This is a genomic window from Pseudoduganella sp. SL102, assembly GCF_027856995.1.
GTDB classification, from domain to species: Bacteria; Pseudomonadota; Gammaproteobacteria; order Burkholderiales; family Burkholderiaceae_D; genus Rugamonas; species Rugamonas albidiflava.
Map to the genome: position 1 here is coordinate 7249776 of NZ_CP115554.1, position 26599 is coordinate 7276374.

28 protein-coding genes and 1 pseudogene are annotated in these 26599 nt (G+C 65.0%); 10 read left to right on the top strand and 19 right to left on the bottom strand.

Going from position 1 to position 26599, the window contains the following annotated elements:
- Positions 1–185 precede the first annotated feature (185 nt).
- The 6 genes from OU994_RS30795 to leuS form a co-directional block, all read right to left on the bottom strand.
- The gene (locus OU994_RS30795) at positions 186–1412 is read right to left on the bottom strand and encodes a class I SAM-dependent RNA methyltransferase (RefSeq protein ID WP_373922520.1); all 1227 of its coding nucleotides are present in this window, start codon (positions 1410–1412) and stop codon (positions 186–188) included.
- A gap of 149 nt (positions 1413–1561) precedes the next feature.
- A complete protein-coding gene (locus OU994_RS30800; protein ID WP_281608996.1) occupies positions 1562–1990 on the bottom strand; it encodes a CopD family protein in 429 nt (142 codons plus the stop codon).
- Between the two features lie 124 nt (positions 1991–2114).
- Positions 2115–3392, bottom strand: coding sequence for a glutamate-5-semialdehyde dehydrogenase (locus OU994_RS30805; protein ID WP_281608997.1), 1278 nt, complete (start codon positions 3390–3392; stop codon positions 2115–2117).
- 5 nt (positions 3393–3397) lie between these two features.
- A complete protein-coding gene (gene holA / locus OU994_RS30810) occupies positions 3398–4414 on the bottom strand; it encodes a DNA polymerase III subunit delta (RefSeq protein WP_131143632.1) in 1017 nt (338 codons plus the stop codon).
- Position 4415: 1 nt separating this feature from the next.
- Positions 4416–5111 carry an LPS assembly lipoprotein LptE gene (lptE, locus tag OU994_RS30815; protein ID WP_307731775.1) on the bottom strand — a complete coding sequence of 232 codons (696 nt, stop codon included), beginning with the start codon at positions 5109–5111 and terminating at the stop codon, positions 4416–4418.
- Between the two features lie 5 nt (positions 5112–5116).
- Positions 5117–7759, bottom strand: coding sequence for a leucine--tRNA ligase (gene leuS, locus OU994_RS30820; RefSeq protein ID WP_281608998.1), 2643 nt, complete (start codon positions 7757–7759; stop codon positions 5117–5119).
- 108 nt (positions 7760–7867) lie between these two features.
- Here leuS and OU994_RS30825 point away from each other — a divergent pair, with 108 nt between their 5' ends.
- The 5 genes from OU994_RS30825 to map all read left to right on the top strand — a co-directional run bounded on the left by OU994_RS30825 (position 7868) and on the right by map (position 12199).
- Positions 7868–8629, top strand: coding sequence for a DUF6597 domain-containing transcriptional factor (locus tag OU994_RS30825; protein WP_281608999.1), 762 nt, complete (start codon positions 7868–7870; stop codon positions 8627–8629).
- A gap of 121 nt (positions 8630–8750) precedes the next feature.
- Entirely contained in the window at positions 8751–10598 is a 1848-nt protein-coding gene (locus tag OU994_RS30830) for a S9 family peptidase (protein WP_281609000.1), read from the top strand.
- Positions 10599–10706: 108 nt separating this feature from the next.
- On the top strand, positions 10707–11072 hold the full coding sequence (locus OU994_RS30835; protein WP_281609001.1) for a VOC family protein: 366 nt from the start codon (positions 10707–10709) through the stop codon (positions 11070–11072).
- Positions 11073–11181: 109 nt separating this feature from the next.
- On the top strand, positions 11182–11415 hold the full coding sequence (locus tag OU994_RS30840; protein WP_131143626.1) for a ParD-like family protein: 234 nt from the start codon (positions 11182–11184) through the stop codon (positions 11413–11415).
- Entirely contained in the window at positions 11408–12199 is a 792-nt protein-coding gene (map, locus tag OU994_RS30845; RefSeq protein ID WP_281609002.1) for a type I methionyl aminopeptidase, read from the top strand. Before OU994_RS30840 ends, map begins: the two co-directional genes overlap by 8 nt.
- A 130-nt stretch (positions 12200–12329) precedes the next feature.
- Here map and OU994_RS30850 read toward each other — a convergent pair whose 3' ends face one another.
- The 7 genes and pseudogenes from OU994_RS30850 to OU994_RS30880 all read right to left on the bottom strand — a co-directional run bounded on the left by OU994_RS30850 (position 12330) and on the right by OU994_RS30880 (position 16825).
- Positions 12330–12869 carry a YbhB/YbcL family Raf kinase inhibitor-like protein gene (locus OU994_RS30850; protein WP_281609003.1) on the bottom strand — a complete coding sequence of 180 codons (540 nt, stop codon included), beginning with the start codon at positions 12867–12869 and terminating at the stop codon, positions 12330–12332.
- A gap of 135 nt (positions 12870–13004) precedes the next feature.
- Positions 13005–13889 carry a helix-turn-helix transcriptional regulator gene (locus OU994_RS30855; RefSeq protein ID WP_281609004.1) on the bottom strand — a complete coding sequence of 295 codons (885 nt, stop codon included), beginning with the start codon at positions 13887–13889 and terminating at the stop codon, positions 13005–13007.
- A 7-nt stretch (positions 13890–13896) separates the two neighbouring features.
- A complete protein-coding gene (locus OU994_RS30860) occupies positions 13897–14223 on the bottom strand; it encodes a barstar family protein (RefSeq protein WP_131143624.1) in 327 nt (108 codons plus the stop codon).
- A complete protein-coding gene (locus OU994_RS30865) occupies positions 14223–14645 on the bottom strand; it encodes a biopolymer transporter ExbD (RefSeq protein WP_281609005.1) in 423 nt (140 codons plus the stop codon). The genes OU994_RS30860 and OU994_RS30865 overlap by 1 nt, the downstream gene beginning before the upstream one ends.
- A gap of 13 nt (positions 14646–14658) precedes the next feature.
- Positions 14659–15328 (bottom strand): annotated as a pseudogene (locus OU994_RS30870) (MotA/TolQ/ExbB proton channel family protein).
- Between the two features lie 15 nt (positions 15329–15343).
- Complete coding sequence (gene dapB / locus OU994_RS30875) at positions 15344–16153, bottom strand: 4-hydroxy-tetrahydrodipicolinate reductase (protein ID WP_131143621.1); 810 nt, start codon at positions 16151–16153, stop codon at positions 15344–15346.
- Positions 16154–16198: 45 nt separating this feature from the next.
- Entirely contained in the window at positions 16199–16825 is a 627-nt protein-coding gene (locus tag OU994_RS30880; RefSeq protein ID WP_281609006.1) for an outer membrane protein assembly factor BamE, read from the bottom strand.
- A 132-nt stretch (positions 16826–16957) separates the two neighbouring features.
- Between OU994_RS30880 and fur the strand changes: the two genes are divergently transcribed.
- On the top strand, positions 16958–17386 hold the full coding sequence (fur, locus tag OU994_RS30885) for a ferric iron uptake transcriptional regulator (RefSeq protein WP_131143619.1): 429 nt from the start codon (positions 16958–16960) through the stop codon (positions 17384–17386).
- 96 nt (positions 17387–17482) lie between these two features.
- Here the strand turns inward: fur and OU994_RS30890 are convergent, their stop codons facing one another.
- The 4 genes from OU994_RS30890 to OU994_RS30905 all read right to left on the bottom strand — a co-directional run bounded on the left by OU994_RS30890 (position 17483) and on the right by OU994_RS30905 (position 20803).
- On the bottom strand, positions 17483–18349 hold the full coding sequence (locus OU994_RS30890; protein ID WP_281608467.1) for an IS3 family transposase: 867 nt from the start codon (positions 18347–18349) through the stop codon (positions 17483–17485).
- Positions 18346–18693: a transposase gene (locus OU994_RS30895; protein ID WP_281608468.1), complete on the bottom strand. Its 348-nt coding sequence runs from the start codon at positions 18691–18693 to the stop codon at positions 18346–18348. Before OU994_RS30895 ends, OU994_RS30890 begins: the two co-directional genes overlap by 4 nt.
- 328 nt (positions 18694–19021) lie before the next feature.
- Positions 19022–20038 (bottom strand): heat-inducible transcriptional repressor HrcA, encoded by a 1017-nt coding sequence (gene hrcA / locus OU994_RS30900; protein ID WP_281609007.1) that lies wholly within the window; start codon positions 20036–20038, stop codon positions 19022–19024.
- Between the two features lie 54 nt (positions 20039–20092).
- The gene (locus OU994_RS30905; RefSeq protein WP_281609008.1) at positions 20093–20803 is read right to left on the bottom strand and encodes an HAD family hydrolase; all 711 of its coding nucleotides are present in this window, start codon (positions 20801–20803) and stop codon (positions 20093–20095) included.
- Between the two features lie 101 nt (positions 20804–20904).
- On the opposite strand from OU994_RS30905, the gene OU994_RS30910 reads away from it, so the two are divergent.
- The 4 genes from OU994_RS30910 (at position 20905) to OU994_RS30925 (ending at position 23705) form a co-directional block, all read left to right on the top strand.
- The gene (locus OU994_RS30910) at positions 20905–21348 is read left to right on the top strand and encodes a hypothetical protein (RefSeq protein WP_281609009.1); all 444 of its coding nucleotides are present in this window, start codon (positions 20905–20907) and stop codon (positions 21346–21348) included.
- On the top strand, positions 21329–22312 hold the full coding sequence (locus OU994_RS30915) for a metallophosphoesterase (RefSeq protein ID WP_281609010.1): 984 nt from the start codon (positions 21329–21331) through the stop codon (positions 22310–22312). Before OU994_RS30910 ends, OU994_RS30915 begins: the two co-directional genes overlap by 20 nt.
- 174 nt (positions 22313–22486) lie before the next feature.
- Entirely contained in the window at positions 22487–23086 is a 600-nt protein-coding gene (locus tag OU994_RS30920) for a hypothetical protein (RefSeq protein ID WP_281609011.1), read from the top strand.
- A gap of 25 nt (positions 23087–23111) precedes the next feature.
- Positions 23112–23705 (top strand): hypothetical protein, encoded by a 594-nt coding sequence (locus tag OU994_RS30925; protein WP_281609012.1) that lies wholly within the window; start codon positions 23112–23114, stop codon positions 23703–23705.
- 159 nt (positions 23706–23864) lie between these two features.
- Here the strand turns inward: OU994_RS30925 and OU994_RS30930 are convergent, their stop codons facing one another.
- A complete protein-coding gene (locus OU994_RS30930; RefSeq protein ID WP_281609013.1) occupies positions 23865–24470 on the bottom strand; it encodes an NF038129 family PEP-CTERM protein in 606 nt (201 codons plus the stop codon).
- A 14-nt stretch (positions 24471–24484) separates the two neighbouring features.
- Positions 24485–26386 carry a polysaccharide lyase family 1 protein gene (locus tag OU994_RS30935; RefSeq protein ID WP_281609014.1) on the bottom strand — a complete coding sequence of 634 codons (1902 nt, stop codon included), beginning with the start codon at positions 26384–26386 and terminating at the stop codon, positions 24485–24487.
- Positions 26387–26599: the final 213 nt, after the last annotated feature.

Here is a 26599-nt window from a genome sequence, read left to right on the forward strand (position 1 = left end):
TCTTTGGTAACGCGTGCTTAACCCAGAGGCAGAGGCCGGGGTCAGACCCGGCGGGGTAAGCAGGGGTTTCGCGAAGCATGCTTCGCGCCTGTGGAACGGTGCTGGCATGCAGGCCAGCACTCCTTCCTGCCCCCGGCCTCTGCATCTGGGTGGAGCAGCCGCCCCGGCATGCTAGCCGGTTTCGGTCACTCTTCGCTTTTCGGAATCGCTTCCTCGCGCCGGTTGAAGCCGGCCACCATGTCGAAGCGGAACAGCCGGCATTCCAGCGCGCCGTTGAAGAATGGCGTCTTGCGCGATTCCTTCAGGCGCAGCAGCTTCGGCAGGTTCAGGTCGGCCGTGAACAGGTAGGCCGTCCAGCCGGCGAAGCGCTGCTTCAGCGTCTTCGACAGGTCGGCGTAGAACGACTTGGCCAGGTCGTCTTCGGGCATCGTGCTGTCGCCGCGCACGCCGATCCGCTCGCCGTACGGAGGATTCGTCAGCAGGATGCCGGGGCCGGTCTTCTCGATCGACACCGGCGGCTGCACCTGCTGCGCCTCGATCTGCTTCAGCGGCACCTCGAACAGGATACCGGCGCTCTTCAGATTATGGCGCGTCATTGCCACCATGTCGCCGGAGATGTCGGAACCGAAGATGGTCGGTTCGGCGGGCAGCGGGTTCGCCTTGATGGCCGCCTTCATGTCCTGCCACGGGGCCGGGTCGAAGTCGTGGAACTTCTCGAACGCGAACCTGCGGCGCGCGCCGGGCGGCACGCCCTGCACCATCTGCGCCGCTTCGCACAGGATCGTGCCGGAGCCGCACATGGGGTCGAACAGCGGCATTCCCGGCTTCCAGCCGGAGACGCGCAGCAGGCCGGCGGCCAGGTTCTCGCGCAGCGGCGCGTCGCCCGTCTCGGTGCGCCAGCCGCGCTTGAACAGCGCTTCGCCGGAGGTGTCGAGGTAGATGGTGAACTGGCGCTGGTCGAGGAATCCCGCGATGCGCATGTCCGGCTCGCGCGTGTTGACCGACGGGCGCTTGTTGTACATGTCGCGGAAGCGGTCGCACACGGCATCCTTGATCTTCAGCGTGATGAACTCGATGCTCTTCAGCGGCGACTTGATCGCCGTGACATCGACGCGGATCGTGTGCTCCACGCCGAACCACTCTTCCCATGGCTGCGCGAGCACGAGGTCGTAGATGTCGTTCTCGTTCTGGTAATGGCATACGCCCATGCGCATCAGCACGCGCGAGGCGATGCGCGAGTGCAGGTTGACGCGGTAGGCGTCATACAGGTCGCCCGAGCAGTGGACGCCGCCGGGCACCTGGTTGTGCACCTTCAGCGTGGGGCTTTTGGTGGTTTGCGCGATCTCGAGGAGTTCCTCGGCCAGCGCCGCCTCCATGCCGCGCGGGCATGGGCAGAAATATGAAGTGGTCATCGGTGTACCTTTGTCCGTTGGAAAAACAATTACTTTGCGCCAGCGAGTTGCGGACGCCTGACTTGACCCCAAGGCAGAACCTGGGGTCAGACCCGTCGGGTCTGACCCCGGCAGTTGCCGTTGGGTGAAAATGAATACCGGTCCGCCTCTCAGAACGGCTTCACGACCACCAGGATCACGATCGCCACGAGCAGCAGCACGGGCACTTCGTTGAACCAGCGGTAGAACACGTGGCCGCGCGTGTTCACGCCGCGCTCGAACTTCTTCAGCAGCGAGCCGCAGGCGTGGTGGTAGCCCAGCACGAGCACCACGAAGGTCAGCTTGGCGTGCAGCCAGCCGGGCAGCTTCATGCCGTCCGGCGAGCGGTATTGCATCCAGGTGAGCACCAGCCCGAACACGAGCGCGGCGACCGCCAGCATCGTCATGAACCGGAACAGCTTGCGGGCCATCAGCAGCAGGCGCTCGGTCGTCGGGCCCGGGGTTTCCTGCGCCAGGTTGACGAAGATGCGCGGCAGGTAGAACAGGCCGGCGAACCAGGAGGTGACGAAGATGATGTGCAGCGCCTTGATCCAGAGCATGGCGATCCTTTTTGGTCATCATAATGAGGGGCTTGGCAGGTTTTCGCGGAGTATTCTACGCGCCTGCAAAGCGGCGATGGCATGCAAGCCATCGCCTGCCCAGGCCAAGGGACTTTCCCCTTGGTTACGCTCGTACTTCGCCGTGGCCGAACACCACGTACTTCAGCGACGTCAGCCCCTCCAGCCCGACCGGACCGCGCGCATGCAGCTTGTCGTTCGAGATGCCGATCTCGGCGCCCAGGCCGTACTCGAAGCCGTCGGCGAAGCGGGTCGATGCGTTGACCATCACCGATGCGGAATCGACTTCGCGCAGGAAGCGCATCGCGGCGCTGTAGTCCTCGGTGACGATGGCCTCGGTGTGCTTCGACGACCAGGTATTGATGTGGTCCATCGCCGCATCGATGCCGTCGACGACGCGTACCGCCAGGATCGGCGCCAGGTATTCGGTGGCCCAGTCCTGTTCGGTCGCGTGCGCCAGGTGCGGGTACTGCGCAGCCGACAATATCGCGAACGCTTCGTCGTCGGCGCGCAGTTCGACCTGCTCCGCCAGGTACCGCTTCGCCAGCTCCGGCAGCACGGCAGGCGCGATGGTGCGCTCGACCAGCAGCGTTTCCATCGTGTTGCAGGTGCCGTAGCGGTGGCACTTGGCATTGAAGCCGATGTCCAGCGCCTTCTGCAGGTCGGCCCTGGCGTCGATGTACACATGGCAGATGCCGTCCAGGTGCTTGATCATCGGCACGGTGGCTTCTTCCATCAGCCGGGCGATCAGGCCCTTGCCGCCGCGCGGCACGATCACGTCCACGTATTGCGGCATGGTGATCAGCGCGCCCACGGCAGCGCGGTCGGTGGTGTCCACCACCTGCACGCCGTCTTCCGGCAGGCCGGCATCGATCAGTCCCTGCTTGACGATCTTCGCCAGCGCGCGGTTGCAATGGATCGCTTCCGAGCCGCCGCGCAGGATGGTGGCGTTGCCGCTCTTGATGCACAGGCCTGCCGCATCCACGGTCACGTTCGGCCGGGCTTCGTAGATGATGCCGATGACGCCCAGCGGCACGCGCATCTGGCCCACCTGGATGCCGGTCGGGCGCGTTTTCATGTTCGAGATCTCGCCCACCGGGTCCGGCAGCGCGACGATCTGGCGCAAGCCTTCGACCATCGTGCCGATCGCCTTGTCCGACAGGGTCAGGCGGTCGACCATCGCCGCGGCGAGGCCGTTGGCGCGGGCCGCTTCCAGGTCCAGCGCATTGGCGGCGCGCAGTGCTTCGGCTTCGCGCTCGATCGCATCGGCGATCAGCGACAGCGCCTTGTTGCGGGTGGCACTGTCGGCGCGCGCCATCGCGCGCGAGGCGGCGCGGGCACGCTGGCCCAGCGCTTCCATGTACTGTTTCACTTCCGTGCTCATGTTGTTTATCCTCGTGCTACCTTCAGCGCCAGCTGCAGCATGGCATCCCACTGGTCGCCGGCATACGCCTTGGCGCGCAAGCCCTTGACCATCCTGTCGACCTGGGCGGCCTGCCGCAGCGCATCTTCCAGCGTTGCCAGCGAAACGCGGCGCAGGGCCGGTTCCATCATCCGCTCGCGCGGTCCCCAGATACGGTATTCCTTCAGCAGCGCCGCCAGCGGCCGGCCCTGCGCCATCCCTGCCTTCAATTTTAGCAGCGTGCGGATCTCTTCCGAGACGGCCCACAGCACCAGCGGCAGCGCCTCGCCCTCGCCCTTCAAGCCTTCCAGCATGCGTGCCAGCCGGGCCGGATCGCCCAGCAGCATCGCTTCGGACAGCTTGAACACGTCGTAGCGCGCCACGTTCAGCACGGCGTCGTGCACCTGCTCGTACGTCAGTTTCCCGGGCTCGTGCAGCAAGCCCAGTTTCTGGATTTCCTGGTGCGCCGCCAGCAGGTTGCCCTCGACGCGGTCGGCGATGAAATCCAGGCTTTGCCGGTCCGCGCTCTGCCCCTGCATGGACAGGCGCAGCGAAATCCAGTTCGGCAGCTGGGCGCGCTCGATGTTCGGGATCTCGATGTACACCGCGGCCGACTGCAGGGCCGATACCCAGGCTGCCTTCGCGGTCTGCCAGTCCAGCTTGGGCAGCGTGATCAGCGTGAGGTTGTCCGGCGACAGGTTCTTCACGTAAGCCTGCAGCGCCGCGCCGCCATCCTTGCCCGGCTTGCCGGTGGGGATGCGCAGCTCGATCAGCTTCTTGTCGCCGAACAGCGAGAGTTCCTGGTTGGCGGCCAGCAGCTCGCCCCACTTGAAGCTGCGTTCCACCGTGAGCACGTCGCGTTCGGTGAACCCTTGCGCGCGCGCAGTCCGGCGGATCTTGTCGGCCGCTTCCAGCGCCAGCAGGTGCTCGTCGCTGGTGATCACGTACAGCGGCGCCAGGGACTTGGCCAGGTGGCCGTCCAGCGCGTCAGCCCGCAGTTGCATGCTATTCCTGGCGGGTCGGCAGTGCCGGCTCGGTTGCCTTCTCGGCCGGCGCGGAGGCCGGCTGCACCGTGGTCGGCGTGCCGGCCGGCGCGGCCACCGAACCCGGCGATACCACGCCCGGCAGCGTCAGCGGGCTGACGGTGCTGGTCGGCGTGGCATCGGGACGCGACGGCTTGATGGCCGCCATCCGGCGCATCATCTGCTGCACCAGGTCCTTCTGCATGTCGCGGTACAGCTGGGCTTCTTCCTGCTCCTTCGCCAGCAGCTGGGTTTCGCTGAACGTGATCGGGCGGGTCAGCGTGATCTGCGTGGGGCCCAGCAGTTCGCGGCCGGTCCGGTCCTTCACGCGGAACAGGATGTTATAGGCCAGCAGGTATTCGCTGACGCGGCCGGCGCTGTTCAGCGACAGGATCGACTTGCTGCGCGTTTTTTCCGGGTCGGTGATGACCTCGATCGTCGCATCGGCCGACTGCGGGTCGCTGGCGACGGTGGTGTTGCCGTTGACGCGGATATTGCGCTTCAGGTCGATGGCCAGCGGCGACGACTCCGGCAGGCCCACGTACATCGACGTGAACGGCAGCGTGTAGTTGCCGCCCGAGCCGCGCAGGTGGAAGCCGCAGCCGCTCAGCGCCAGGCCCGTGCTGGCCAGCGCGGCGGCCAGCACCGTGTTCCGGATGATTCCCTTCAGAGTCGTCATATGCCTTACACCACGATGTTGACCAGCTTGCCGGGCACCACGATGACCTTCTTCGGCGTGCCTTCGATGAACTTCTGCACGCTTTCCTCGGCCAGCGCGGCGGCTTCGATGGCGGCCTTGTCGGCCGCCTTCGGCACCTTCACGGAACCGCGCAGCTTGCCGTTCACCTGGATCATCATCTCGATCTCGGACTGTTCCAGCGCGGCCGGGTCGACCTGCGGCCAGGCCGTATCGAGGATGTCCTTGCTGGCGGCGGCATAGCCCAGCTCCGACCACAGCGCATGCGTGATGTGCGGCGCGACCGGGTTCAGCAGGCGCAGGAAGATCGACAGGCCTTCGGAAATCACGGCCGACGATTCGGCGCTGTCATCGAGCTTGGCCGATTCCAGCGTGTTCAGCATCTTCATGCAGGCCGATACCACGGTGTTGTACTGGATGCGCTTCAGGTCGTAGTCGGCCTGCTGCAGCACCTTGTGCAGTTCGCGGCGCAGCGTCTTGCCGGCGTCCGTCGTGGCCGTTGCGGTGAGCACGGCATTGGCGGCCGCCACGCGGTCCTTCTGCGCGTAGGCATAGGCCCAGACACGGCGCAGGAAGCGGTTGGCACCTTCCACGCCGCTGCCCGACCATTCCAGCGTCTGCTCCGGCGGCGAGGCGAACATGGTGAACAGGCGTGCCGTATCGGCGCCGTACTGCTCGATCTGCGCCTGCGGATCGATGCCGTTGTTCTTCGACTTCGACATCTTTTCCGTGCCGCCGATCTGCACCGGCTGGCCATCGGCCTTCAGCAGCGCGGAGACCGGGCGGCCCTTGTCGTCCGTGGTCAGTTCCACGTCGGCCGGGTTGAACCACGTCTTCTTGCCGTTCGCTTCCTCGCGGTAGTACGTTTCGTTCAGCACCATGCCCTGGGTCAGCAGGTTGACGAACGGCTCGTCGAATTTCACCAGGCCGAAGTCGCGCATGACTTTCGTCCAGAAGCGCGCGTACAGCAGGTGCAGCACGGCGTGCTCGATGCCGCCGATGTACTGGTCCATCGGCATCCAGTAGTCGTTGCGCGCATCGACCATCGACTCCGAACCGGGCGACGTATATTTCATGTAATACCAGCTCGAATCGACGAAGGTATCCATCGTGTCCGTCTCGCGGCGCGCGGGCTTGCCGCACTTCGGGCAGTCGCACTTCAGGAAGGCTTCATGCTTGTTCAGCGGGTTGCCCGTACCGTCCGGCACGCAGTCTTCCGGCAGCACCACCGGCAAGTCTTTTTCCGGCACCGGCACGGCGCCGCAATCGGCGCAGTTGATCATCGGGATCGGCGTGCCCCAGTAGCGCTGGCGCGAAATGCCCCAGTCGCGAAGGCGGAACGTGACCTTCTTCTCGCCCAGGCCCAGCGCGGCCAGGTCGGCGGCGACGGCATCCACGGCCTCGGCGTAGTGCAGGCCGTCGTACTTGCCGGAATTGGTGACGATGGAAACGGCCTTGTCGCCGTACCATTCCTGCCATTCGGCGGTCGAGTATTCCTTGTTCTCGGCGGTGGTGATCACCTGCTTGATCGGCAGGCTGTACTTGTTGGCGAACGCGAAATCGCGCTCGTCGTGCGCGGGCACGCCCATCACGGCGCCGTCGCCGTAGGTGATCAGCACGTAGTTGCCGACCCAGACTTCCACCTGTTCATTGGTGAGCGGGTGCGTGACGAACAGGCCGGTGGGCATGCCCTTCTTTTCCATCGTGGCCATGTCGGCCTCGATCACGGAGCCCATCTTGCACTCGGCGATGAAGGCCTGGAGCTCGGGGTTGTTCTTCGCCGCATGCGTGGCCAGCGGGTGCTCGGCCGCGACCGCGCAGAACGTGACGCCCATGATCGTGTCCGGCCGCGTGGTGAACACGTACATCTTGCCGTCGCCGATCAGCTGGCCGTCATCGCCCGCGATGGTGTGCGGGAAGGCGAAGCGCACGCCGGTCGACTTGCCGATCCAGTTCGACTGCATGATGCGCACGCGCTCGGGCCAGCCCGGCAGCTTGTTGTCGACGAAGTCCAGCAGCTCTTCGGCATAGTCGGTGATGCGCGCGTAGTACATCGGGATCTCGCGCTTTTCGATCAGCGCGCCGGAACGCCAGCCGCGGCCATCGACCACCTGCTCGTTGGCCAGCACGGTCTGGTCGACCGGATCCCAGTTCACGGTACCCGTCTTCTTGTAGATGATGCCTTTTTCCAGCATCTTCAGGAACATCCACTGGTTCCACTTGTAGTACTCGGGCTTGCAGGCCGTCATCTCGCGCGACCAGTCGATGGCCAGGCCCATCATTTCCATCTGCGAGCGCATGTGGGCGATGTTCGAGTACGTCCATTGCGCCGGCGGCACGTTGTTGGCCATGGCCGCGTTTTCCGCCGGCATGCCGAACGCATCCCAGCCCATCGGCATCAGCACGTTGTAGCCGTTCATCCGCAGGTAGCGGTACATCACATCATTGATCGTATAGTTGCGCACGTGACCCATGTGCAGCTTGCCGGACGGGTAAGGCAGCATCGAGCAGGCGTAGTACTTGCCTTTCGGGAAACGCGGGTCGTTTTCGACGGCTTTATAGGCGTCGATGGCTTTCCAGTGCGCTTGCGCGGCTTTTTCAACGTCGGCGGGACTATATTTGTCTTGCATGATGGATGCAGAATGAGGAGATGGTGAAATGGATATGAACCGGACATTATACAAGCTCAAGATGCCCGGGTTCATGATGTGCAAGTTGCGGCTGCGCGGGAGCACGCCATGATTTACCGGGAGTATCCGCCGCATCCCGCATTGCGGGCGCACGTGGCGTGCCTGTGGACGGCGCGCGTGGCCGCACCGGTATCGGCGGCCGCGCCGCATGTCCACCGCGTGCTGCCGGACAATTGCGTGGATATCCTGTGGCAGGACGATGGCCGGCAGGCGTATGCGGTAGGCATGATGAGCGCCTCGTTCGTGGTGCCGGCGGCCCGGCCGGTGCGCACGGTGGCGGTGCGGTTCAGGCCCGGGGCGGCCGGAGCGTTCCTCGGCGCGCCCCTGCACCCGTTGACGGATACGCGGGCGCAACTGGCCGACCTGTGGGGCCGTTCGCCGGCCGACCGCCTCGACGATGCGCTGTGGACCGACGACCTGACCGACCGGCAGCGCATCGCGCTGGTCGAGCGCGAATTGATGCGGCGGCTGGCAGTGGCCGATGGTGCGCCGGCGGTTTCGCTCGGCCTGCGGGCCGTCGCCGCGCTCGAAGCCTCGCATGGCGCGCTGCCGGTGGAAGCGCTGGCTGACACGCTGCGCGTCGCGCGCCAGCACCTCGCCCTGCAGTTCCGCCAGCAGGTGGGCATCGCGCCCAAGCTGTTTGCCCGGATCTGCCGGTTCCGCCGCGCGCTGGAACTGCTGCGCGATCCATCGCGCAATGGCGACCTTGCCTCGCTGGCCGCCGACTGCGGCTACTTCGACCAGTCGCACCTGGTCCGGGACTTCCGCGATTTCGCCGGCAGCACGCCCACCCTCGAACGGCATGGCTGAACCTGGTCCAGCAACGCTGCCTGCCGCTGCCTCCTGGCTCATGGTTCGTGGCGCGAATTTTTTCCCGGCAGCGCCAATCTGCGCTATCGTTCATTTCGTTACTGATAACAAGTAAAATCCCATGACAGCAATCCTTCGGGCATTGGCACTGGCCGGCTGCACCGTGCTTCCCGCCATGGCGCCGGCCACCGAAGCGCCCGCCCCCATCCCCGCCTCCAGCTTCTTTCAAAAGTCCGCCACCACCGGTGCCCGCCTGTCGCCCAACGGACGCTTCGTCGCGATCCGGATGGTGGCGCCACATGGCCGCACCGTCCTGGTCGTGTTCGACGCGATCGAGCGTAAATCGACACCGGTCTCCAGCTTCGGCAATGCCGATGTCGACATGTTCACCTGGCTCAGCGACAACCGCCTGGCCTTTACCCTGATCAATGTCGATCACGGCGGCAGTATCGGCAAACCCGGCGTGTTCGCGGCCGACCGCGACGGCCAGAACCGGATAGGCCTGTCGGAAACCCTGGTCCGCAAGCGTTCGTTCGCCGAGGACGATGTGGGCGATAACAACCTGCGTTCGAACTTCACCGTCCAAGGCTTCCCGCCCAAGCATGGGGAATATGTGCAGGCGGTTGAAATCACCGATAACCGGGAGACGCTGAAGCGTATCGATGCCCGCACCGGCGTGCACCACAAGATCAACGCGCCATACGGCACCTATCGCTCGCTGATCGATGTCGACGGCATCACCCGCGTCGCGACCGCCCGGCGCGAAGGCCGTCACGTGACGTTCTATCTCGACAAGGGCGAGTGGCGCCAGATCGACAGCCGGGACGAACGTGACGCCGCCAGCTTCGAGCCGCTGCTCCACGTGGACGATACCCTGTATGTCAGCGCTCGGAACGGCAGCGACGAAGCCGCCATCTATCGGTACGACCTGGCAAAGAACACCCTCGAGGCGAAGTCGCTGGTCAGCGCTCCCGGTTTCGACACGAGCGGCGAGGCCATCGTCAGCGACACGACATTGCTGGGCTTCAGGTTCACGACCGATGCCGACGTCACCGTCTGGCACGACGAACGGATGAAGGCGATCCAGCAGGAAGTCGACGCGCTGCTGCCGGGCATGGTGAACAATATCTCGCGCGGCCGCGCCAGCGAAACACCGTTCGTGCTGATCGATACCTATGCCGATGTGCAGAACCACACGTACATCCTCTACAACACCGAGACCAAACAGCGGATCGCGCTGGGCGGTGCCACGCCAGGTATCGATCCCGCCAGGATGGCGTCGATGACGCTGGAGCGCTACAAGGCGCGCGACGGCCGGCAGATTCCCGTTTTCCTGACCTTGCCCAAGGTCGCCGTGCCGAAGCGCCTGCCGACCGTCGTGCTGGTCGGCGCCGACCCGCACAAGCGCAGTGGCCATTGGCTCTGGAATGCCGAGGTCCAGTTCCTCGCTTCGCGCGGCTATGCCGTGCTGCAGCCCGAGCCGCGCGGTGTGAAAGGATTCGGTCGTGCCCATGCCGAAGCCGGCATCGGCCAATCCGGCCGTGCCGTGCAGGACGACATCGCCGATGCGGTGAAATGGGCCGTGGCGTCCGGCCATGCGGACCCGGCGCGGGTGTGTATCGCTGGAACCGGCTATGGCGGCTATGCCGCCATGATGGCCCTGCTGAGGGACGCCGATACCTTCCAGTGCGGCATCAGCTGGTCCGGCATGACGACCTATGGGAAAAATCCGGACGATGCGAGACTGAAGGACATCAGGCGCCCCGCCCTGCTGGCCTACGGTACCGATGACGAAGCCGTGGGCTATGCGGAAGGACTGCGCTTCTACAAAGCGCTGAAGGCCGGCAACCCGCGGGCGGAGTGGCTGGAATACACGTCGAGCGTCGACGACTGGAAAACCCGGAAGAACCGCATCGACCTGTGGCAACGCATCGAGGATTTCCTGGCAAGGCAGATCGGCAACAAGTGAAGGACGACGCGGCGCCTCGGCGCCGGCCGCCCGCGCCTTCCATTTTTCCAATCCATTGCCGTTCCCCGATGGCATGATGGCGCGATCGACAACCCGAAGGAGAACGCCATGATCAAGGGACTGCGCACCGCCATCTATCCCGTGAAAGACCTGCCCGCCGCCAAGGCCTGGTACAGCGAAGTGTTCGGCGCCGCGCCGTACTTCGACCAGCCGTTCTACGTGGGCTTCGCCATCGGCGGTTTCGAACTGGGATTGACGCCGGATGGCGAGCCGGGCAAGGCCGGCGTGGAAGTCTACTGGGGCGTCGACGACATCGAGGCCGAAGTCGCCCGCATCCTCGGCCTGGGCGCCAGCACGCACTCGGCCATCCAGGATGTGGGCGACGGCATCAGGGTGGCCGAACTGGCGGATCCGTTCGGCAACGTGCTGGCCCTCATCCATAACCCCCATTTCGATCCGCAAGCCGTGCGCTGAGCGGACCCGGCGATATACGTTCGATACATGGAACGTACATCGAACGTATATCGATTGCCCGAGCTGTGGTAATATGCGTTCCATATATGGACCGTATATTGAGGACAACATGGGCATCGTAAAAATCTCCGACCAGATGCATGAGAACCTGCGCATCGCCAGCGGCGCACTGAGCCGCTCGATCAATGCGCAGGCCGAGCACTGGCTGCGCATCGGCCTGCTGGCCGAAACCAATCCCGACCTGAACTACAGCGACCTGTGCCAGCTGCTGCTGCGCGGCGAGACCGGCCAGGGCCCTCTTCGGCTGACGCCGGTAAAAGGAGAGGCGCTGCACGATGCGTAAGAAGAACAGCGATGCCATCCTGATCAAGTCGCCGGAACAGGTGGAACTGTCGCGCGTCGCCGGCCAGCTGGCGGCCGATGTGCTGACCATGATCGGCCCGCACGTGAAGCCGGGCGTGAGCACCGAAGACCTGGACAAGCTGTGCAACGACTACATCGTCAACGTGCTGCAGGTGATCCCGGCCAACGTGGGCTATGCCGGCTTCACGAAGACCGTCTGCACCTCCGTCAACGAAGTGGTATGCCATGGCATTCCTTCGCCGAAGAAGGTGCTGAAGGACGGCGACATCATCAACATCGACGTGGCCGTGATCAAGGATGGCTGGTTCGGCGACACGAGCCGCATGTACTACGTGGGCAACCCCGGCAAGGCGGCCCGCAAGCTGTGCGAAGTGACGTACGACGCCATGTGGGCCGGCATCCGCGCCGTGAAGCCGGGCGCCACGCTGGGCGACGTGGGCCATGCGATCCAGGCGGTGGCGGAAAGCGCCGGCTTCTCGGTGGTCCGCGACTATTGCGGCCACGGCATCGGCATGGTGTACCACGAAGACCCGCAGGTGCTGCATTATGGCCGCCCCGGCATGGGCCTGAAGCTGGAGCCGGGCATGATCTTCACGATCGAGCCGATGATCAACGCCGGCAAGCACCAGACCCGCGCGCTGCCGGATGGCTGGACCGTGGTGACCGCCGACCGCTCGCTGTCGGCGCAGTGGGAACACATGGTGACCGTGACGGCCACCGGCTTCGACGTGCTGACCCTGGCGCCGGGCGAGAAGGCGCAGTAACCCGCACCTCGGGCCGCTGTCCAGCGGCCCGAGGCCAGCTTCCACAATTCAGCTTGTACAAGTCAGCTTGTACAAGCCAGCTTCCCGAGCCTGCGGCGCCGGTCGGCTTCCACGGGTCTGCATGCACCCCTCAGCGGCCGTAGGTCGCCGTCACCGCCGCGCTGCCCAGCCGGTTCGCGTTGATCATGTAGCCGATCAGCGCGGCCGATGCGTCGGGGGGCACGTCGAGCTTGTCCACCTTCAGCGCATGCACCGTGAACACGTAGCGGTGGGCCTTGTCGCCAGGCGGCGGGCAGGCGCCGCCGAATGCCATCGTGCCGAAATCCGTGCGCCCATGCCGGGCTCCCGCCGGCAATCCATCCGGCCGCCCCGCCCCACTCTCGAGCGCCCGCACGGTCGCGGCAAGGTCATACACGACCCAGTGCCACCAGCCGCTGCCGGTCGGCGCGTCCGGGTCGTAGGCCGTCACGGCAAAGCTTTTCGTGCCGGCGGGCGGGTCGGTCCAGGCCAGGTGCGGCGACAGGTTCGCGCCGTCGCAGCCGAAGCCGCGGTAGACCTGCGCGGCCGGCAGCGCGCCGCCATTCGTGAAATCCCTGCTGCGCAATTCCAGCGCCTGGGCGGCGCCGCCCAGCAGCAGCCAGGCGCAGAGGATCGTGGTCGATGTTTTCATGATGCTCTCCAATGGATACGGAAGCATCAGGATGCCGCGGCGTGCCCGCGCCATGCGCTCAATGATCAGCGTGAATCGCTCAACCTGAATCGCTCAACCTGAATCGCTCAACCCGGATCGTTCAACCCGCATCGCTCAACCTGAAACGCTCGACGTTCCGGGAACGCTCCGCGATGCGGCGGGGGTGCGGTCCGGGCCCGGCGCCGCGTTCGAGATGGCGACGGGGTCGACGCCGAAGCGCGCCTCGAACTGCCGTGCAAAACTGGGCAGCGAACGGTAGCCGCACGCCAGGGCGATGGCGCGCAGCGGGCGGCGCGTGGTCTGCAGCAGTGCCAGCGCGTGGTGCAGCCGGGCATCGCGCAGCACGATGCGCAGCGACGTGCCTTCATCGGCCAGCCGGCGCCGCAGCGTGGCCCCGCTCATGTGCAGGCTTTCCTCCAGATCGGCCGAGCACCAGTCGCGGCCTGGCGCCGCGCCCACGACCAGTCGCACGCGCGCCGCCACCGACAGGTCTTGAGCCAGCCGGAACTGGTCGTCGCCATGGCGGTGCAGCGCCAGCAACACGCCAAGCAGCGCGTGATCCAGGGTGCCGGGATCGGCGCCTCCGCACTGCGCGGCGAGCAGGTGCGCCAGTTCGGCATGCAGCGCCGCCAGGGCACCGCAGGAGTGGTTGGGGCCGGGTACGGGCGGCGGCGCATGCGCATCGAGCAGGGTGCGCGCGAGGCCGATCACGCGCCAGGGAAAGGCAATGCACCAGGCCTGGTAATCGCCGTGTTCGGGAATGTTCTGTACCGTGCAGCGCAGCGCGCGGTGGATCATCAGGTAGCGCCCCGGGCCCAGTTCGGCCGCGGTCTGCCCCTCTGCAAGGATCTTCCTGCCCGCCAGCGGAATCATCAGCGCGGGCTGGTCGATATCCATGGCACGCAGCCGGTAGCGCCGCGGTGCGACGATGACGAGTTCGGGACGGCCGGCCAGCGCTTCGGCCAGCCATGCCGGAATGCCGTCGCCGCTGGCGCCCATGGCCGCCCTACTTCAGCACGAGCTTGAGCGCCGGCTTTTCGCCGTAATCCTCGTAGCGCTCGTTGATGCCGCCGATGCAGAAGGCGATTTCCTCGAGCAGGTCCGGCACCGCGGCCTTCATCGCCGCCGAACCGGTGATGGCGATTTCCAGGACTTCGTTCGGCTTGAGCCGGAACTTCGTCATGCCCTCTTCATCGCGCAGGTAGGACAGGGCGTCGATCCACGAATCCATCGTGGGCGCCACATGGTCGTTGAAACCGAATGCCGCGCGGCTGGCGGCGTGAAAACTTGCTTCGTCGCGGATCGCCGCGCCGTCCAGGGTGATGCTGGCCATTATTCATTTTCCTTCGGGTCGGTGACGAAGACCAGCTTCGTCAAGCCTTCCTGCTGTGCCGCCGCCATCAGTTGCGCCACCGCTTCGTAGCGGGTGGCGCGGTCGGCGCGCAGTTGCAGTTCGGGTTGCGGGTCGCGCCGCGCAGCGCCGGCCAGGCGCGGCTGCAGCTCGGCCGGCTGCACGGCTTCCTCGTTCCAGTACACGGTGCCGGCGGCATCGATGGAAATCCGCACGGCGTCGGCCGGCTGCGGCGCGCCGGATGCCTGGGCCTTCGGCAGGTCGAGCTTCACCGCGTGCGTAAACATCGGTGCGGCGAGGATGAAGATCACCAGCAGCACCAGCATCACGTCCACCATCGGCGTGACGTTGATGTCGGCCATCGATTCCTTTTGCCGGTGATGGTTGAAGCCGCCGAATGCCATTGCCAAGCTCCGTTCAGTGCTTCGCCGCGTCCTGGGTCAGGTACGCGTGCAGGTCGTAGGCGAACGCGTCGAGCTCGGAGAGCGTCAGGCGGTTGACCCGGTTGAAGCCGTTATAGGCCAGCACGGCGGGGATCGCCACCATCAGGCCCACGCCGGTCATGATCAGCGCTTCGCCGACGGGGCCGGCCACCTTGTCGATTTCCACGGCACCGGACGAGGACACGGCCGCCAGCGCATGATAGATGCCCCATACGGTGCCCAGCAGGCCGACGAACGGCGCGGTGGAAGCGATCGACGCCAGCAATGTCAGGCCCGATTCGAGCCGCACCGTGGAGCGGTGGATCGCATCGCGCAACAGCCGCGTGACCTGCTCGGAACCGGCCCACCGCGGTGCCGAGGGAATTGCCCTTGCCCTCGGGCGCCGGGACCGTGCACTGCTCGGCCAGCGCCAGGTAGATGCCTTCCGCGTCACCCGCCGAGACCACCGCCACGCCGTCGGCCAGCGTGGGCGCATCCCAGAACCGCTGCACCACGCGGGCGCTGCGGCGCACCCGCCAGGACATCAGCCCTTTCGACAGGATGAAGAACCAGCTCGCCAGCGACATCGCCAGCAGCAGCCAGGCGATGGCGTGGCTGATCGCGTCGCCGCGTTCCCAGTATCCTGCGAAGGTGAAGTGTTCCATCGCGCCGGCGCGGGATCAGGTATTCAGGCCCAGCACGTCGTACATGTCGAACAGGCCGGTGGCCTTGTCGGCCAGGAAGCGCGAGGCGCGCAACGAGCCTTGCGCATAGCCGGCGCGGCTGCTGGACTTGTGGCTGATCTCGATGCGCTCGCCGGTGCCGGCGAACAGCACGGTGTGGTCGCCGATGATGTCGCCGCCGCGGATGGTGGCGAAGCCGATCGTCGACGGATCGCGCTCGCCGGTCACGCCTTCGCGGCCGTACACGGCGCATTCCTTCAGGTCGCGGCCCAGCGCGTCGGCGATCACTTCGCCCATCTTCAGTGCGGTGCCGGACGGCGCGTCGACCTTGTGGCGGTGGTGCGCTTCGATGATCTCGATGTCGTAGCCGGTGGACAGGCTTTTCGCGGCCAGTTCCAGCAGCTTGAGCGTGACATTGACGCCCACGCTCATGTTCGGCGCGAACACGATCGCCGTTTTTTCGGCGGCAGCCTTCAGCGCGGCCTTGCCGGCATCGTCGAAGCCCGTGGTGCCGATCACCAGCTTGACGCCGTGCGCGGCGCAGTATTCGGCGTGCGCCAGCGTGCCTTCGGGGCGGGTGAAGTCGATCAGCACGTCCGCGCCGCGCAAGCCTTCGGCCAGGTCGGCGGTGACGATCGCGCCGGATGCCTTGCCCAGGAACGCCGCGGCATCCTGGCCCAGGCCGTCGCTGCCGGCGATGCCGAGCGCGCCGGACAGGCGCAGGTCATCGGCATTCAGCACGGCTTCCACCAGCATGCGGCCCATGCGGCCGCCGGCGCCGGCAATGGCGATGTTCAGTGTGGTCATAGGGTTATCCTGTGTTGTTCTTGTTGGCGTGCTTTTTCGCTGGCTTTACTGGCCGGCCGGCGGCGTGCTGATCTCGACCGGGTTGCGGTTGCCCGAATCCTGGCCGCTCGGCAGCGGCGCGCGCTGCGCGGCCGGCTGGTTCTCGCTGTTGCGCTTTTCGTCTTTCTGGAATTGCTTGATCGGGCCGGCGATCCGGGCGATGTATTCGCGTTCGGTCGGCAGCTCGCCGCCTTCGAACTTTTCCAGCTTGCCTTCCTTGTCGAAATGCAGGACCACGCTGCTCGTGGTCAGCTCGCCGTCGCCGCGCGCGAAGCGGAACGGATAATCCCAGCGGTTCTCGTGGAAGATGTCGTTCAGCAATGGGGAACCCATGATGAAGCGCACCTGGTCGCGCGTCATGCCCGGTTTCAGTTGCGCCAGCATTTCCTTCGAGACGAAGTTGCCTTGCTGGATATCGGGACGGTACGGCGAGAAGAACCACATGAAGCGCTGGATCTGCGATGCCTTGGTGGTCACGGCGCCGTTGGCCGGATCGACGACGGGGTTGGCCTGCTGTGCCACCTGCGCGCCTTCTTTCGGCCCCAGCACGGTCTTGCCGGCACAGCCGCCCAGTGCGAGCGCCACGCAGGCAGCCGCTGCCAGCAGGGGTACGCGGGATTTCAGCTGATTCATCTCTGGCAAGACAGCAGGCGGGACGGACGACGGTGACGCTTGGGTGACGCGCATAAGTGACCTCAAATCGATTGAGCGGAAGTGCCGAAACGCTATATCATAAAGCACTCCAGCCTAAACCGACTACCGAACATGAGTAACAGCCCCACCGACCTTAAGGCCAGCGGCCTGAAGGCCACCCTGCCGCGCCTGAAGATTCTCGACATCTTCCAGAACAGTTCCGTGCGTCACCTGACGGCCGAAGATGTCTACAAGATCTTGCTGGCCGACAATATGGACGTCGGTCTCGCCACCGTTTATCGCGTGTTGACGCAGTTCGAACAGGCCGGCCTGTTGAACCGCAATCACTTTGAAAGCGGCAAGGCGATCTTCGAACTGAACCAGGGTTCCCACCACGACCACCTCGTGTGCCTCGATTGCGGCCGCGTCGAGGAATTCGTCGACGAGGAAATCGAAGCCCGCCAGCAGCGCATCGCCGCCGAACGCGGCTTCAGGATCGCCGAGCATGCGCTGGCGATCTATGGCAGCTGCACGAAGGAGAATTGCCCGCACCGGCATTAATGCCTGACAGCAAAACGGCCCGCGAGGGCCGTTTTTTTCATGCGGCGCGACTATGCACCGGGGACAGACTGAGATGTCCCGGGTTACGTAGACGCTTCAATTAAGCATCTGATGCTGTTTTTCGATTTCGATCGGGCTGCGGTACCCCAGCGTTTGATGGGGCCGCCGCAGATTGTAGTACAGCTCGATGTAGTCGGATATTTGAGTGATCGCTTCGGCCCGTGTCGTAAAGATGATGTGGCGGGTTTTTTCGTTCTTCACTGTGGAGAAAAAGCTCTCCGCCACAGCGTTGTCATGACAGTTTCCACGTCGGCTCATACTTGGGATTAAGTCGTTCGTCTCGAGCACGTTCCGATACTCCTTTGAGCCATAAACTGAGCCTTGATCGGTATGGCATATTAGTCCTGGTGCCGGCCGGCGCTGCACGATCGCCATCTGGAGCGCGGCAATCGGCAGCATTGCATCTTGACGAGGGCTCATGGCCCAGCCAACGATCCGGCGAGCAAACAGGTCAAGAACAATGGCCAGATGTAGCCAGCCTTCGCGGGTGTGGATGGTAGTGATGTCACTGACCCATGCCTTGTTCGGTAAGGGCACGGTGAAAACTCGGTCGAGCAAGTTAGGGGCCGGTGGCTCTGTGTGCTGATGGGCACGCATGACGCGAAACTTTGCCTTGCGCAGTGCCTCAATGCCCTCAAGTTTGCGTAATCGCGCAACGCGATGCTTGCCACACTCTACGCCATCGCTGTTCAGTTGGTGCCACGTCTTCACCGCTCCCAAAGCCTGGTGACTCGAGTCGTGCAGGCACCGAATTTTCTCACGTAGTGAGAGATCCTCCTGGCTACGTCGGCTAGGTGGCCGGCGGCGCCAGGCATAAAAGCCGCTGCGACTAATCTCCAGCACGCGGCACAGCGCTTTCACAGGGAAGTGATTGCGGAGTTCTTCAATGGCGGCGTACTTCACTGCTTCTGTCGCTTCAAGTACGCGTCGAACTTTTTTAGGATGGCCAGCTCCTCCTGGGCGCGAGCCAACTGATGCTTTAATTGCACGATCTCACTTTCTTCACTCGCCGGCTTACGCCCTCGCGAACTGAAGCTGGCCTCCGGCCCCTTTTGCTCTAGGGCCTTGGCCCATTTATAGAGCTGATTGCGCCTGACGCCCAGCTCCAGTGCCAGCGCTTCCGCCGTCTGTTTGCCATCGTTAAGACGAGCAACAGCGGCAAGCTTGAATTGTTTGGTGTAAACAGAACGACGCTGCCGTTCGGCGGCAGCATCTTCAGATGGGGATTTTTCTGGCTTGGTTGTCATGGATTCCTCTGAGACGTATTGTCTCTTGTTTAGGATGTCCACGAAACCCGGTACACCTCAGACCCTATGCCGTTAAGTTAAGCGTCACGCAACACATGGAAAGCACATGCATTCACCCCAACAGCGAAGGGCTGGTCAGGGAGGAGTACCGGCATGCATGCCGGTACCGCTACGCAGGCGAGGAGCAGCGCTCCTCGAAACCCCTGCTCTGCCCCGCCGGGGTGTAGCAGGGGTTTCGCGAAGCCTGCTTCGCGCCTGCGCAACGGTCCTGGCATGCATGCCAGGACTCCCTTCTGACCCCGGAATTTGCACTTGGGGTGAGCTTCGATTAGTTCTGGCTGAGCGCGTTCGACAGCAGCCGCGACGTGATGTCCACGATCGGGATCACCCGTTCGTACGCCATCCTGGTCGGCCCGATCACGCCGAGCGTGCCGACGATGCGGCCATTGGCTTCGTACGGCGCGGTGACCACGCTCATGTCGTCCAGCGGCACCAGGGTCGATTCGCCCCCGATGAAGATCTGCACGCCGGAAGCCTTCGAGGACACGTCCAGCAACTGCATCAGGCCGGTCTTTTGCTCGAACATGTCGAACATCTGGCGCAGCGACGTCATGTTCGACGACAGGTCGCTGACCGACAGCAGGTTGCGTTCGCCGGAAATCACCATGTCCTCGCCGGCTTCGGCCATCGCTTCGCTGCCCGCCTCCACCGCGGCCTGCATCAGGCGGCCCATGTCGTCGCGCAGCTGGCGCAGCTCGCCCTGCATGCGCGTGCGCACCTCGTCGAACGCCAGGCCGCTGTAATGCTGGTTGATGAAGTTGGCGGACTGCTGCAACTGGGACGGCGTGTAGTCGACGTCCGTCAGCAGCAGGCGGTTCTGCACATCGCCGCCGGGCGCCACGATTACCAGCAGGATGCGTTTCTCGCCCAGGCGCAGGAATTCGATCTGCCGGAACGCCGATTCGCGGCGCGGGCTCATCACCACGCCGGCGAACTGGGACAGCGACGACAGCATTTGCGCCGCGGTGGCGATCAGTTTTTGCGGCGGCTGCGCCTGCGGGCGCAACCTGGATTCGACATCGCGCTCGTCGATCGGCTGCACGGTCAGCAGCGTGTCGACGAAGATGCGGTAGCCGCGCGGCGTGGGCACGCGCCCGGCGGATGTGTGCGGACTGGCGACATAACCGAGTTCTTCCAGGTCGGCCATGATGTTGCGGATCGTGGCCGGCGACAGGTCAAGGCCGGAAATCTTCGACAGCGCACGCGAGCCGACAGGCTGGCCGTCGGCGATATAGCGCTCTACGAGGGCTTTGAGCAGGGTTTGGGCACGGGTATCGAGTTGCATGATCGGTTCACAGGCTAGGCTTTCATTATGCACCGCGGGGCGCGCGCCGGGAATTCAATCGGCTAACTGTTGTTCCAGCCACGCAATCAGCTCGCCCACGTCGCGGCAGATCGCGTCGGGCACGATGCCCGCTTCCAGGTGGGCCGTGCTGCCCGTGCGGTTCATCCACACCGCCCGCAGGCCCGCCTTTTGCGCGCCTTCCACGTCGAGGCGCAGGTCGTCGCCCACGTAGACGGTTTCGCCGGGCGCCACGCCGAGCGCTTCGCACGCCGCCAGGAAGATGCCGGGGTCGGGTTTCGCCTTGCCGAAACGGCTGGCCGCCAGCGATACCTTGAAATGGTGGGCGAGACCGATGACTTCAAGGTCCGCATTGCCGTTCGAGACCGAACCGAGGGTGACTTTCTCGGCCAGGCGATGCAGGCCGGGCAGCACGTCGTGGTACAGCTCCACGGTGTTGCGGGCCGCCGTGAAATGCTTGATCGCCCCGTCGAGCCGGGCCAGGTCTTCGTCCACGTGCCGGAACGCCGCTTCGAGCGCGGCGCGGCGCAGGCCGATCAGGTCCAGGTGGTGTTCCGGCTTTTCCGCCAGCAGCGCCATGCGCTGTTCCCGCAATTGTTCGATCGTGAAGGCCTGCGCCACCTTCGGCGCGTGTTCGGCAAGCCAGGCATGCAGGCCCCGTTCCGCTTCGGCGATCACCGGGCCGATCGGCCACAGCGTATCGTCCAGGTCGAACAGGATGGCTTTGGGTCGTGCGATGTCGTTCATGGCGCCATTGTCGCATGGCCCGGCCCGAAAGGCCCGGCATGCTGTCGCATTGGTATTTACTTGGTGCTAAATTAGCGGACTGACATCGAACCGGGGTCATCATGCGTCTGCTGCCTGTTACATCGCTCCTGCCTGCCTCGCTTGCCGCCGCCCTCCTCGCTGGCTGCGCCACCACCGCGCCGCTGCCGCCGGACGTGCTCTCCAGCTACGTGGTCCTGGGCGAGGAAGGCGCCGCCACGGCCCGCGTGATCACCGTCGCCGCGGCCTGCCCCACGCTGGACGTGGATGGCAGGCCGGTGCCGATGTCGGTCCGCGCCGCCCCGGCCACGATCGCGCAGCGGCCGACCGCATCGGGGCCCGCCGATTCGAAGCCGTCGGCGTTTCCCGTGCTCGCCTGCGAGGCGCCGCTGCCGGCGGGTACCCAGCGGGCTGCGCTGGCCGGCACCCCGCTGCCGCTGCCACAGCACGAGGCGCGGCGCATCGTCGTCATCGGCGACACGGGCTGCCGCCTGAAGAAGGCCGATCATGCCTTGGCAGGCGTGTAACGATCCGGAGCAATTCCCCTTCGCCGGCGTGGCGGCGGCGGCGGCCCGCTGGCAGCCGGACCTCGTGGTCCACGTGGGCGACTACCACTATCGCGAGAATCCTTGCCCGGACGGCAACGCCGGCTGTGCCGGCAGCCCGTGGGGTTATGGCTGGGATACCTGGCGCGAGGATTTCTTCCTGCCTGCCGAACCCCTGCTGCGGGCCGCCCCGTGGGTGGTGGTGCGCGGCAACCATGAAAGCTGCACCCGGGCCGGCCAGGGCTGGTGGCGCTTCCTCGATCCCCGCCCGCTGCAGGCCGGCCGCGACTGCAATGTGCCGGCCGACGACGCCATCGGCAACTACAGCGATCCGTATGCGGTGCCGCTGGGGGGCGACGCGCAATTGCTCGTGGTGGACACGGCCGCCACGTCGTGGCGCGGCCTGCAACCGGGCGACACCGGCTTTGCCCGCTACCGCGACGCCTATCTGCAGGCTGAAACGCTGTCGCGGCGCACCACCTGGAACCTGCTGGCGAACCACCACCCGGTGCTCGGCTTCGGCGCCAGCCTCGACAAGGCCAGCCAGCTGCGCCTGGAACTGGGCGACGCGGGCTTGCAGCAAAGCTTCGGCTCGGTCAATCCGCTGCTGCTGCCGCCCCGCGTGCAGGCGCTGCTGTCCGGCCACGTGCATATGTGGCAACAGGCCAGCTTCAAGACCAGCCATCCGAGCCAGTTCGTGGCCGGTTTCTCCGGCACGATGGAGGACGTGGTGCCGCTGCCGGAAGAGGTATCCGCCATCCAGCCGGCGCCCGGCGCCGTGATCGCCCATTTCAGCGCCTGGCAGGGCGGCTTCGGCTTCATGACGATGGAACGCACCGGGCCGGATACCTGGCAGGTGGCGGTGCACGACCGCGGCGGCAATGTGCGCAACCGCTGCCAGTTGCAGGGGCGTGTATCGTCCTGCGCCGTCGCGCGCGTGCCGTGAAGGCGCGGCGATGACACAGGTCGTTACAAGGAATTAGCGCCTCCGGGCTTGCCAAATGGACTAAAATAGGCGCCGCTTCCGGCTCAGTACGCGCCGCTTCCGGCCCGGCCGTGCCGCTGCCGGGTCAGCCGCCGCCCGGCATCCGCCCCGATCAATTTGGAGATTGTTATTGTTATGAAGAGTATGTATGCGCGCGCAACCGCAGGCGCGCTGTGCGCCGCGATGCTGGCCGGCTGCGGCGGTGACGACAACGGCAACCTGACGCTGCTGGTGACGGTCGAAGGCCTGGCCAAGCCTGGCCTGGTCCTGAAGAACGGCGACCAGACCGTGTCCGTCGCCGCGGGCAGTTCCCAGGTCTATTTCCCGAACCTGATCGCCGAGGATTCCACGATCAACATCGAAGTCCAGACCCAGCCTACCGCCGCCGAATGCCGCGTGGACGAAGCTTCGGGCAAGAATATCAAGGCCAATTACTACACCGCGCTGCGGCCGAGGGTCATTTGCGAAACCAACAGCTACCAGCTGGGCGGCACCGTGACCGGCCTGACGCAGGACCAGCTGGTGCTGGCGCTCGGTAACATGACCGTCACGATCCGTCCCAACACCGGCCCCGACTTTGTCTTCCCCGGAAAGGTATTCGACGGCGCCGCCTACGGCGTGACGGTGCTGCAGCAACCCGAGGGACTGGCCTGCACCGTGGACAACCCCACCGGCACGATGCCGTCGGGCGACAAGCTGAATCTCGCGGTCTCGTGCGTTCCGCGCGCTTCCTGATCACCGCCACTTACTGGAGAACTAGATGAAAGCAACATACCTGGGCACGGCGGTGCTGGCAGCGGTCATGGCGTTGGCAGGCTGCGGCGGCAAGTCGGAATTCACGATCACCGGCGCGTTCTATGATGCGAAAGGCAACAAGGTGCCGCTGTCAAATCCGGGCCTGCAACTGGCCAATGGCGACGACGTGATCTCGGTACCGGTCGGCGCCACCGACTTCAGCTTCCCGCGCACGGTCGAATACGGCAGCAACTACAACGTGGTGATCAAGACCCAGCCGCAGCACATGACCTGCAATCCGCCCAGCACGGCGGGTACCGCCGGCCGCATGGAAGCGGTCACCGTGGCGCTCAACTGCACCCAGAACCGTTACTCGGTCGTGGTGTCCGTCAAGGGCCTGACCGGCGCCAACCTGCAGCTCATCAACGGCTCGACCGTGCTGCCGGTGACGGTAGCTTCGCCAACGGCCAGCTTCGACAACATTGCTGTCGGCGATCCGTATGGCGTGACGATCTTTAACCAGCCGGACGGCCAGACTTGCACGATCGCCAATGGCGCCGGCATCATGGGCGATGCGATCCGTGCCGACGCCCTGGTGACCTGCGAAAAGAACCCGTGATATTCACAGTGGGAATGATGGGCATTCTTAAAATAAAGTGGATCAATATGCGGCAGCGCATCATAATCACTCCCGTCTCCTCCACTTCTTTCTGAGAATTGGATTTAGCCGGCTCCCAGAGCCGGCTTTTTTTTTGCCCGCGTTTTTGCTTGCGGTCCTTCAGGATCGGCGGCGCCGGTGCAGGGCAAGCAGGCCCAGGCCGCCCAGTGCCAGCAAGAGCGAAGACGGTTCCGGCACTGCCGATACCTGGGCCAGTCCATTCGATGCCACCACGCTGACGCCGCCCGGAATGCCGTTGACCTGGGGCACCAGCGCGAACTCGACCAGGCTGCCCGCATCGCCGATATAGCCAGTCAGGTCGGCGTTGTACAGCGTGGCGGCAAACAGCGACGCGTCGATGTTCTCCGTGGTGGCGAAGGCGCCGTCGAAGCGGATATCGAAGCTGAACAATCCTCCCAACTGGACGTATTGGGTCAGGTAATCGCCGCCGTCCTGGTTGCCCAGCACCACGCCGGCCGGCATCGTGCCAGTCACGCCGGGCGACGCATCGAACACGGCGCCGAACTCGCCGTTGAAATTATCCAGGATGGCGCGGGCCGGCGTGGCCCCGGCGTTGGCCAGGAAGGTAAAGTCCAGCAAGGCCTGGCCGGTGAAGGCGCGGGTATCGACGCTGACGTGGTAGAGCGCCGCGCTGGCGGCGTGGCTGAACAGCAGGGCCAGCGTGGCCAGGCAAAAACTCAAACGATGCTTCAGGTTTTTCATCATGCGTTGCCTCGCTTTCAGAAGTAGCCGACGTAGACGGCATTGGTGTAGCTGATGGCCAGCTTGCCGGGATTGCTGTAGACCAGCGGTACCGTGACCGAGGCGCCGGGGGCGATGTCGTCGGCCGCGAGCGTAATGTACGGTGCACCGTCGCGGGTGCCGCTGGCATTGTCGAGGGCGACACCGGCCGGGAGCTGGTCCAGCACCAGCTGGAACGGACCAGCCAGCGCGGCGCCGCCGGTGTTGGTGAGGGTGATGGCGGCGCTGTACTTGCCGGTGATGCGGTTCCAGGCGAGGCCCGAGCGCAGCAGCGAAAAACTCGACGTGACGTCCAGGTTCGCCCCGTCGATCGCCACCTTGCCCGAGCCGGCCGTGGCCAGGTTGTGCATCTTGACCTCCTGGAACGATGCGCCCGGCCGGTAGTCGTACGCTGGCGTCCAGCCCAGCTCATTGGTATAAGGCCCCACCGTGAAGCCGCTGCTGGCCGCCGCGGCCACCACCTTGGCCCAGTTGTTCTCCAGCGCCGCCCTGGCCGCCGCCTCCAGCGCCGCGGAAGCGGGAACGCCATTGATCCACGAGCCCACGTCCTTGAACTGGTAGCCGTTCAGGTTCGACATGACTTTCGCGGCGCCGGCCTCCGGACCGCTGATCTCGAACGCATTCGATTCGGACAGGATCTTCGATTCCGCACCCATGCCGATGAAGTAGCCGAGGCGGTATTTCGCTGTCGCGGAAGTGTCGCCCCGGTAGTAATTGTTGTAGACGTGGATGCGGCCGAAGCGGGCGCGCGGCGCGCGCTGGGCAATGTTGTCCCACACATTGTTATGGAAGGTGATGCGGTTGAAGTCGCGTTCCTTGGCGCCGTTCCCGTCGCCCGAACCGCCCACCATATTGGTCTTGTCGTGATTCTTGAAGACGTTGTACGACAGGGTGACGTAGTCGCTGCTGTCCTCGATGTCGATCAGGCCGTCGAAGCGGTTGACGTGCGACGTGACGCCGTTGATGGTGACGATCTCCTCGGCGGGGGTGCCGTCGCTCAGCGTGCAATGGTCGATCCACAGCTGCTTGCCGGTCACCACGGAGATGGCCTTGTAGCGGGAATCCCAGGCGCTCTTGCCGTCCCAGCTGGGCGTCAGGTCCTGCGGCGCCTGGAATTCCAGGTTGCGGATGATGATGTTGGGCGTGGCGTTGATCGAGAAATAGCCATCGACCACCCTGGCATCGCGGCCCACGCCGACGATGGTGGTGTTGGACGGGATGATGAACTGGATCTGCGCTTTCTGGAGGTTGCGCAGCGTGCTGCGCGCCGAGCTCAGTGCCGAGATCCGCGCGCGCAGGGCGATCGCTTCCGGGTCGCCCTGCGCCACCCTGGCGTTCAGGTCGGCCATGAAGGCCGTGTCCAGGCTTTGCAGGTACAGGTTGAAGTCCCACTTGGCGGCGGTGGCGTTGAGCGATTTGTAGTAGGCCTCGTCGGCCAGCCTGCCGTTGCCCAGGTCGGTGCCGTAGATGGTGCCGACGATCCGGATGATCTTCGGCTCCAGCTTGGCCGCGGCGGGATCGGTGGCATAGGTGGGGCTGTTGGTGTTCGCCAGCGCCGCATTCAGTTCGGCCCAGTTGCGCACGACATAGATATTGCTGGCCGGCGCACCGGCACCGCCCGTGGTGCCCGCCCCTTGCGATGCCCAGCCGGTGGCCGCGGCGGCATGCAGGTTCGCATCCATGTTCCGTGCCGGCGCGGCTTGCAGCGCCGCGTCCTGCCGGGCCATTGCCGCCATCGTCACGCTGCCGCCCTGCCCGGCGACGGATTCGCCGCCCGCCTGCCCCCCGCACCCCTGCATCAACAGCGCCGCGGCCACCATTCCCAGCGCCGCCCGGCACGGCATGGCCGCTCCGCTGTCCCCACTACGTCGTGTCTCCATTTTTCGCCTCCTTCAAGGTCATATTGGTCAGGCCAGTATAGATTTGGCTCGACCAAAAATGGATCACCCGCAGTGTCTTTTATTTAATAAAATCACGACAATGATTGCAAACGTTTTCACTACCGCTGGTTCAGGCATGCCCCAATAACCGGTGACAGGCTCCGATTCCTTTGCAACATTTCCCGAAAACCGGTGACAGGCTCCGATTCTTTT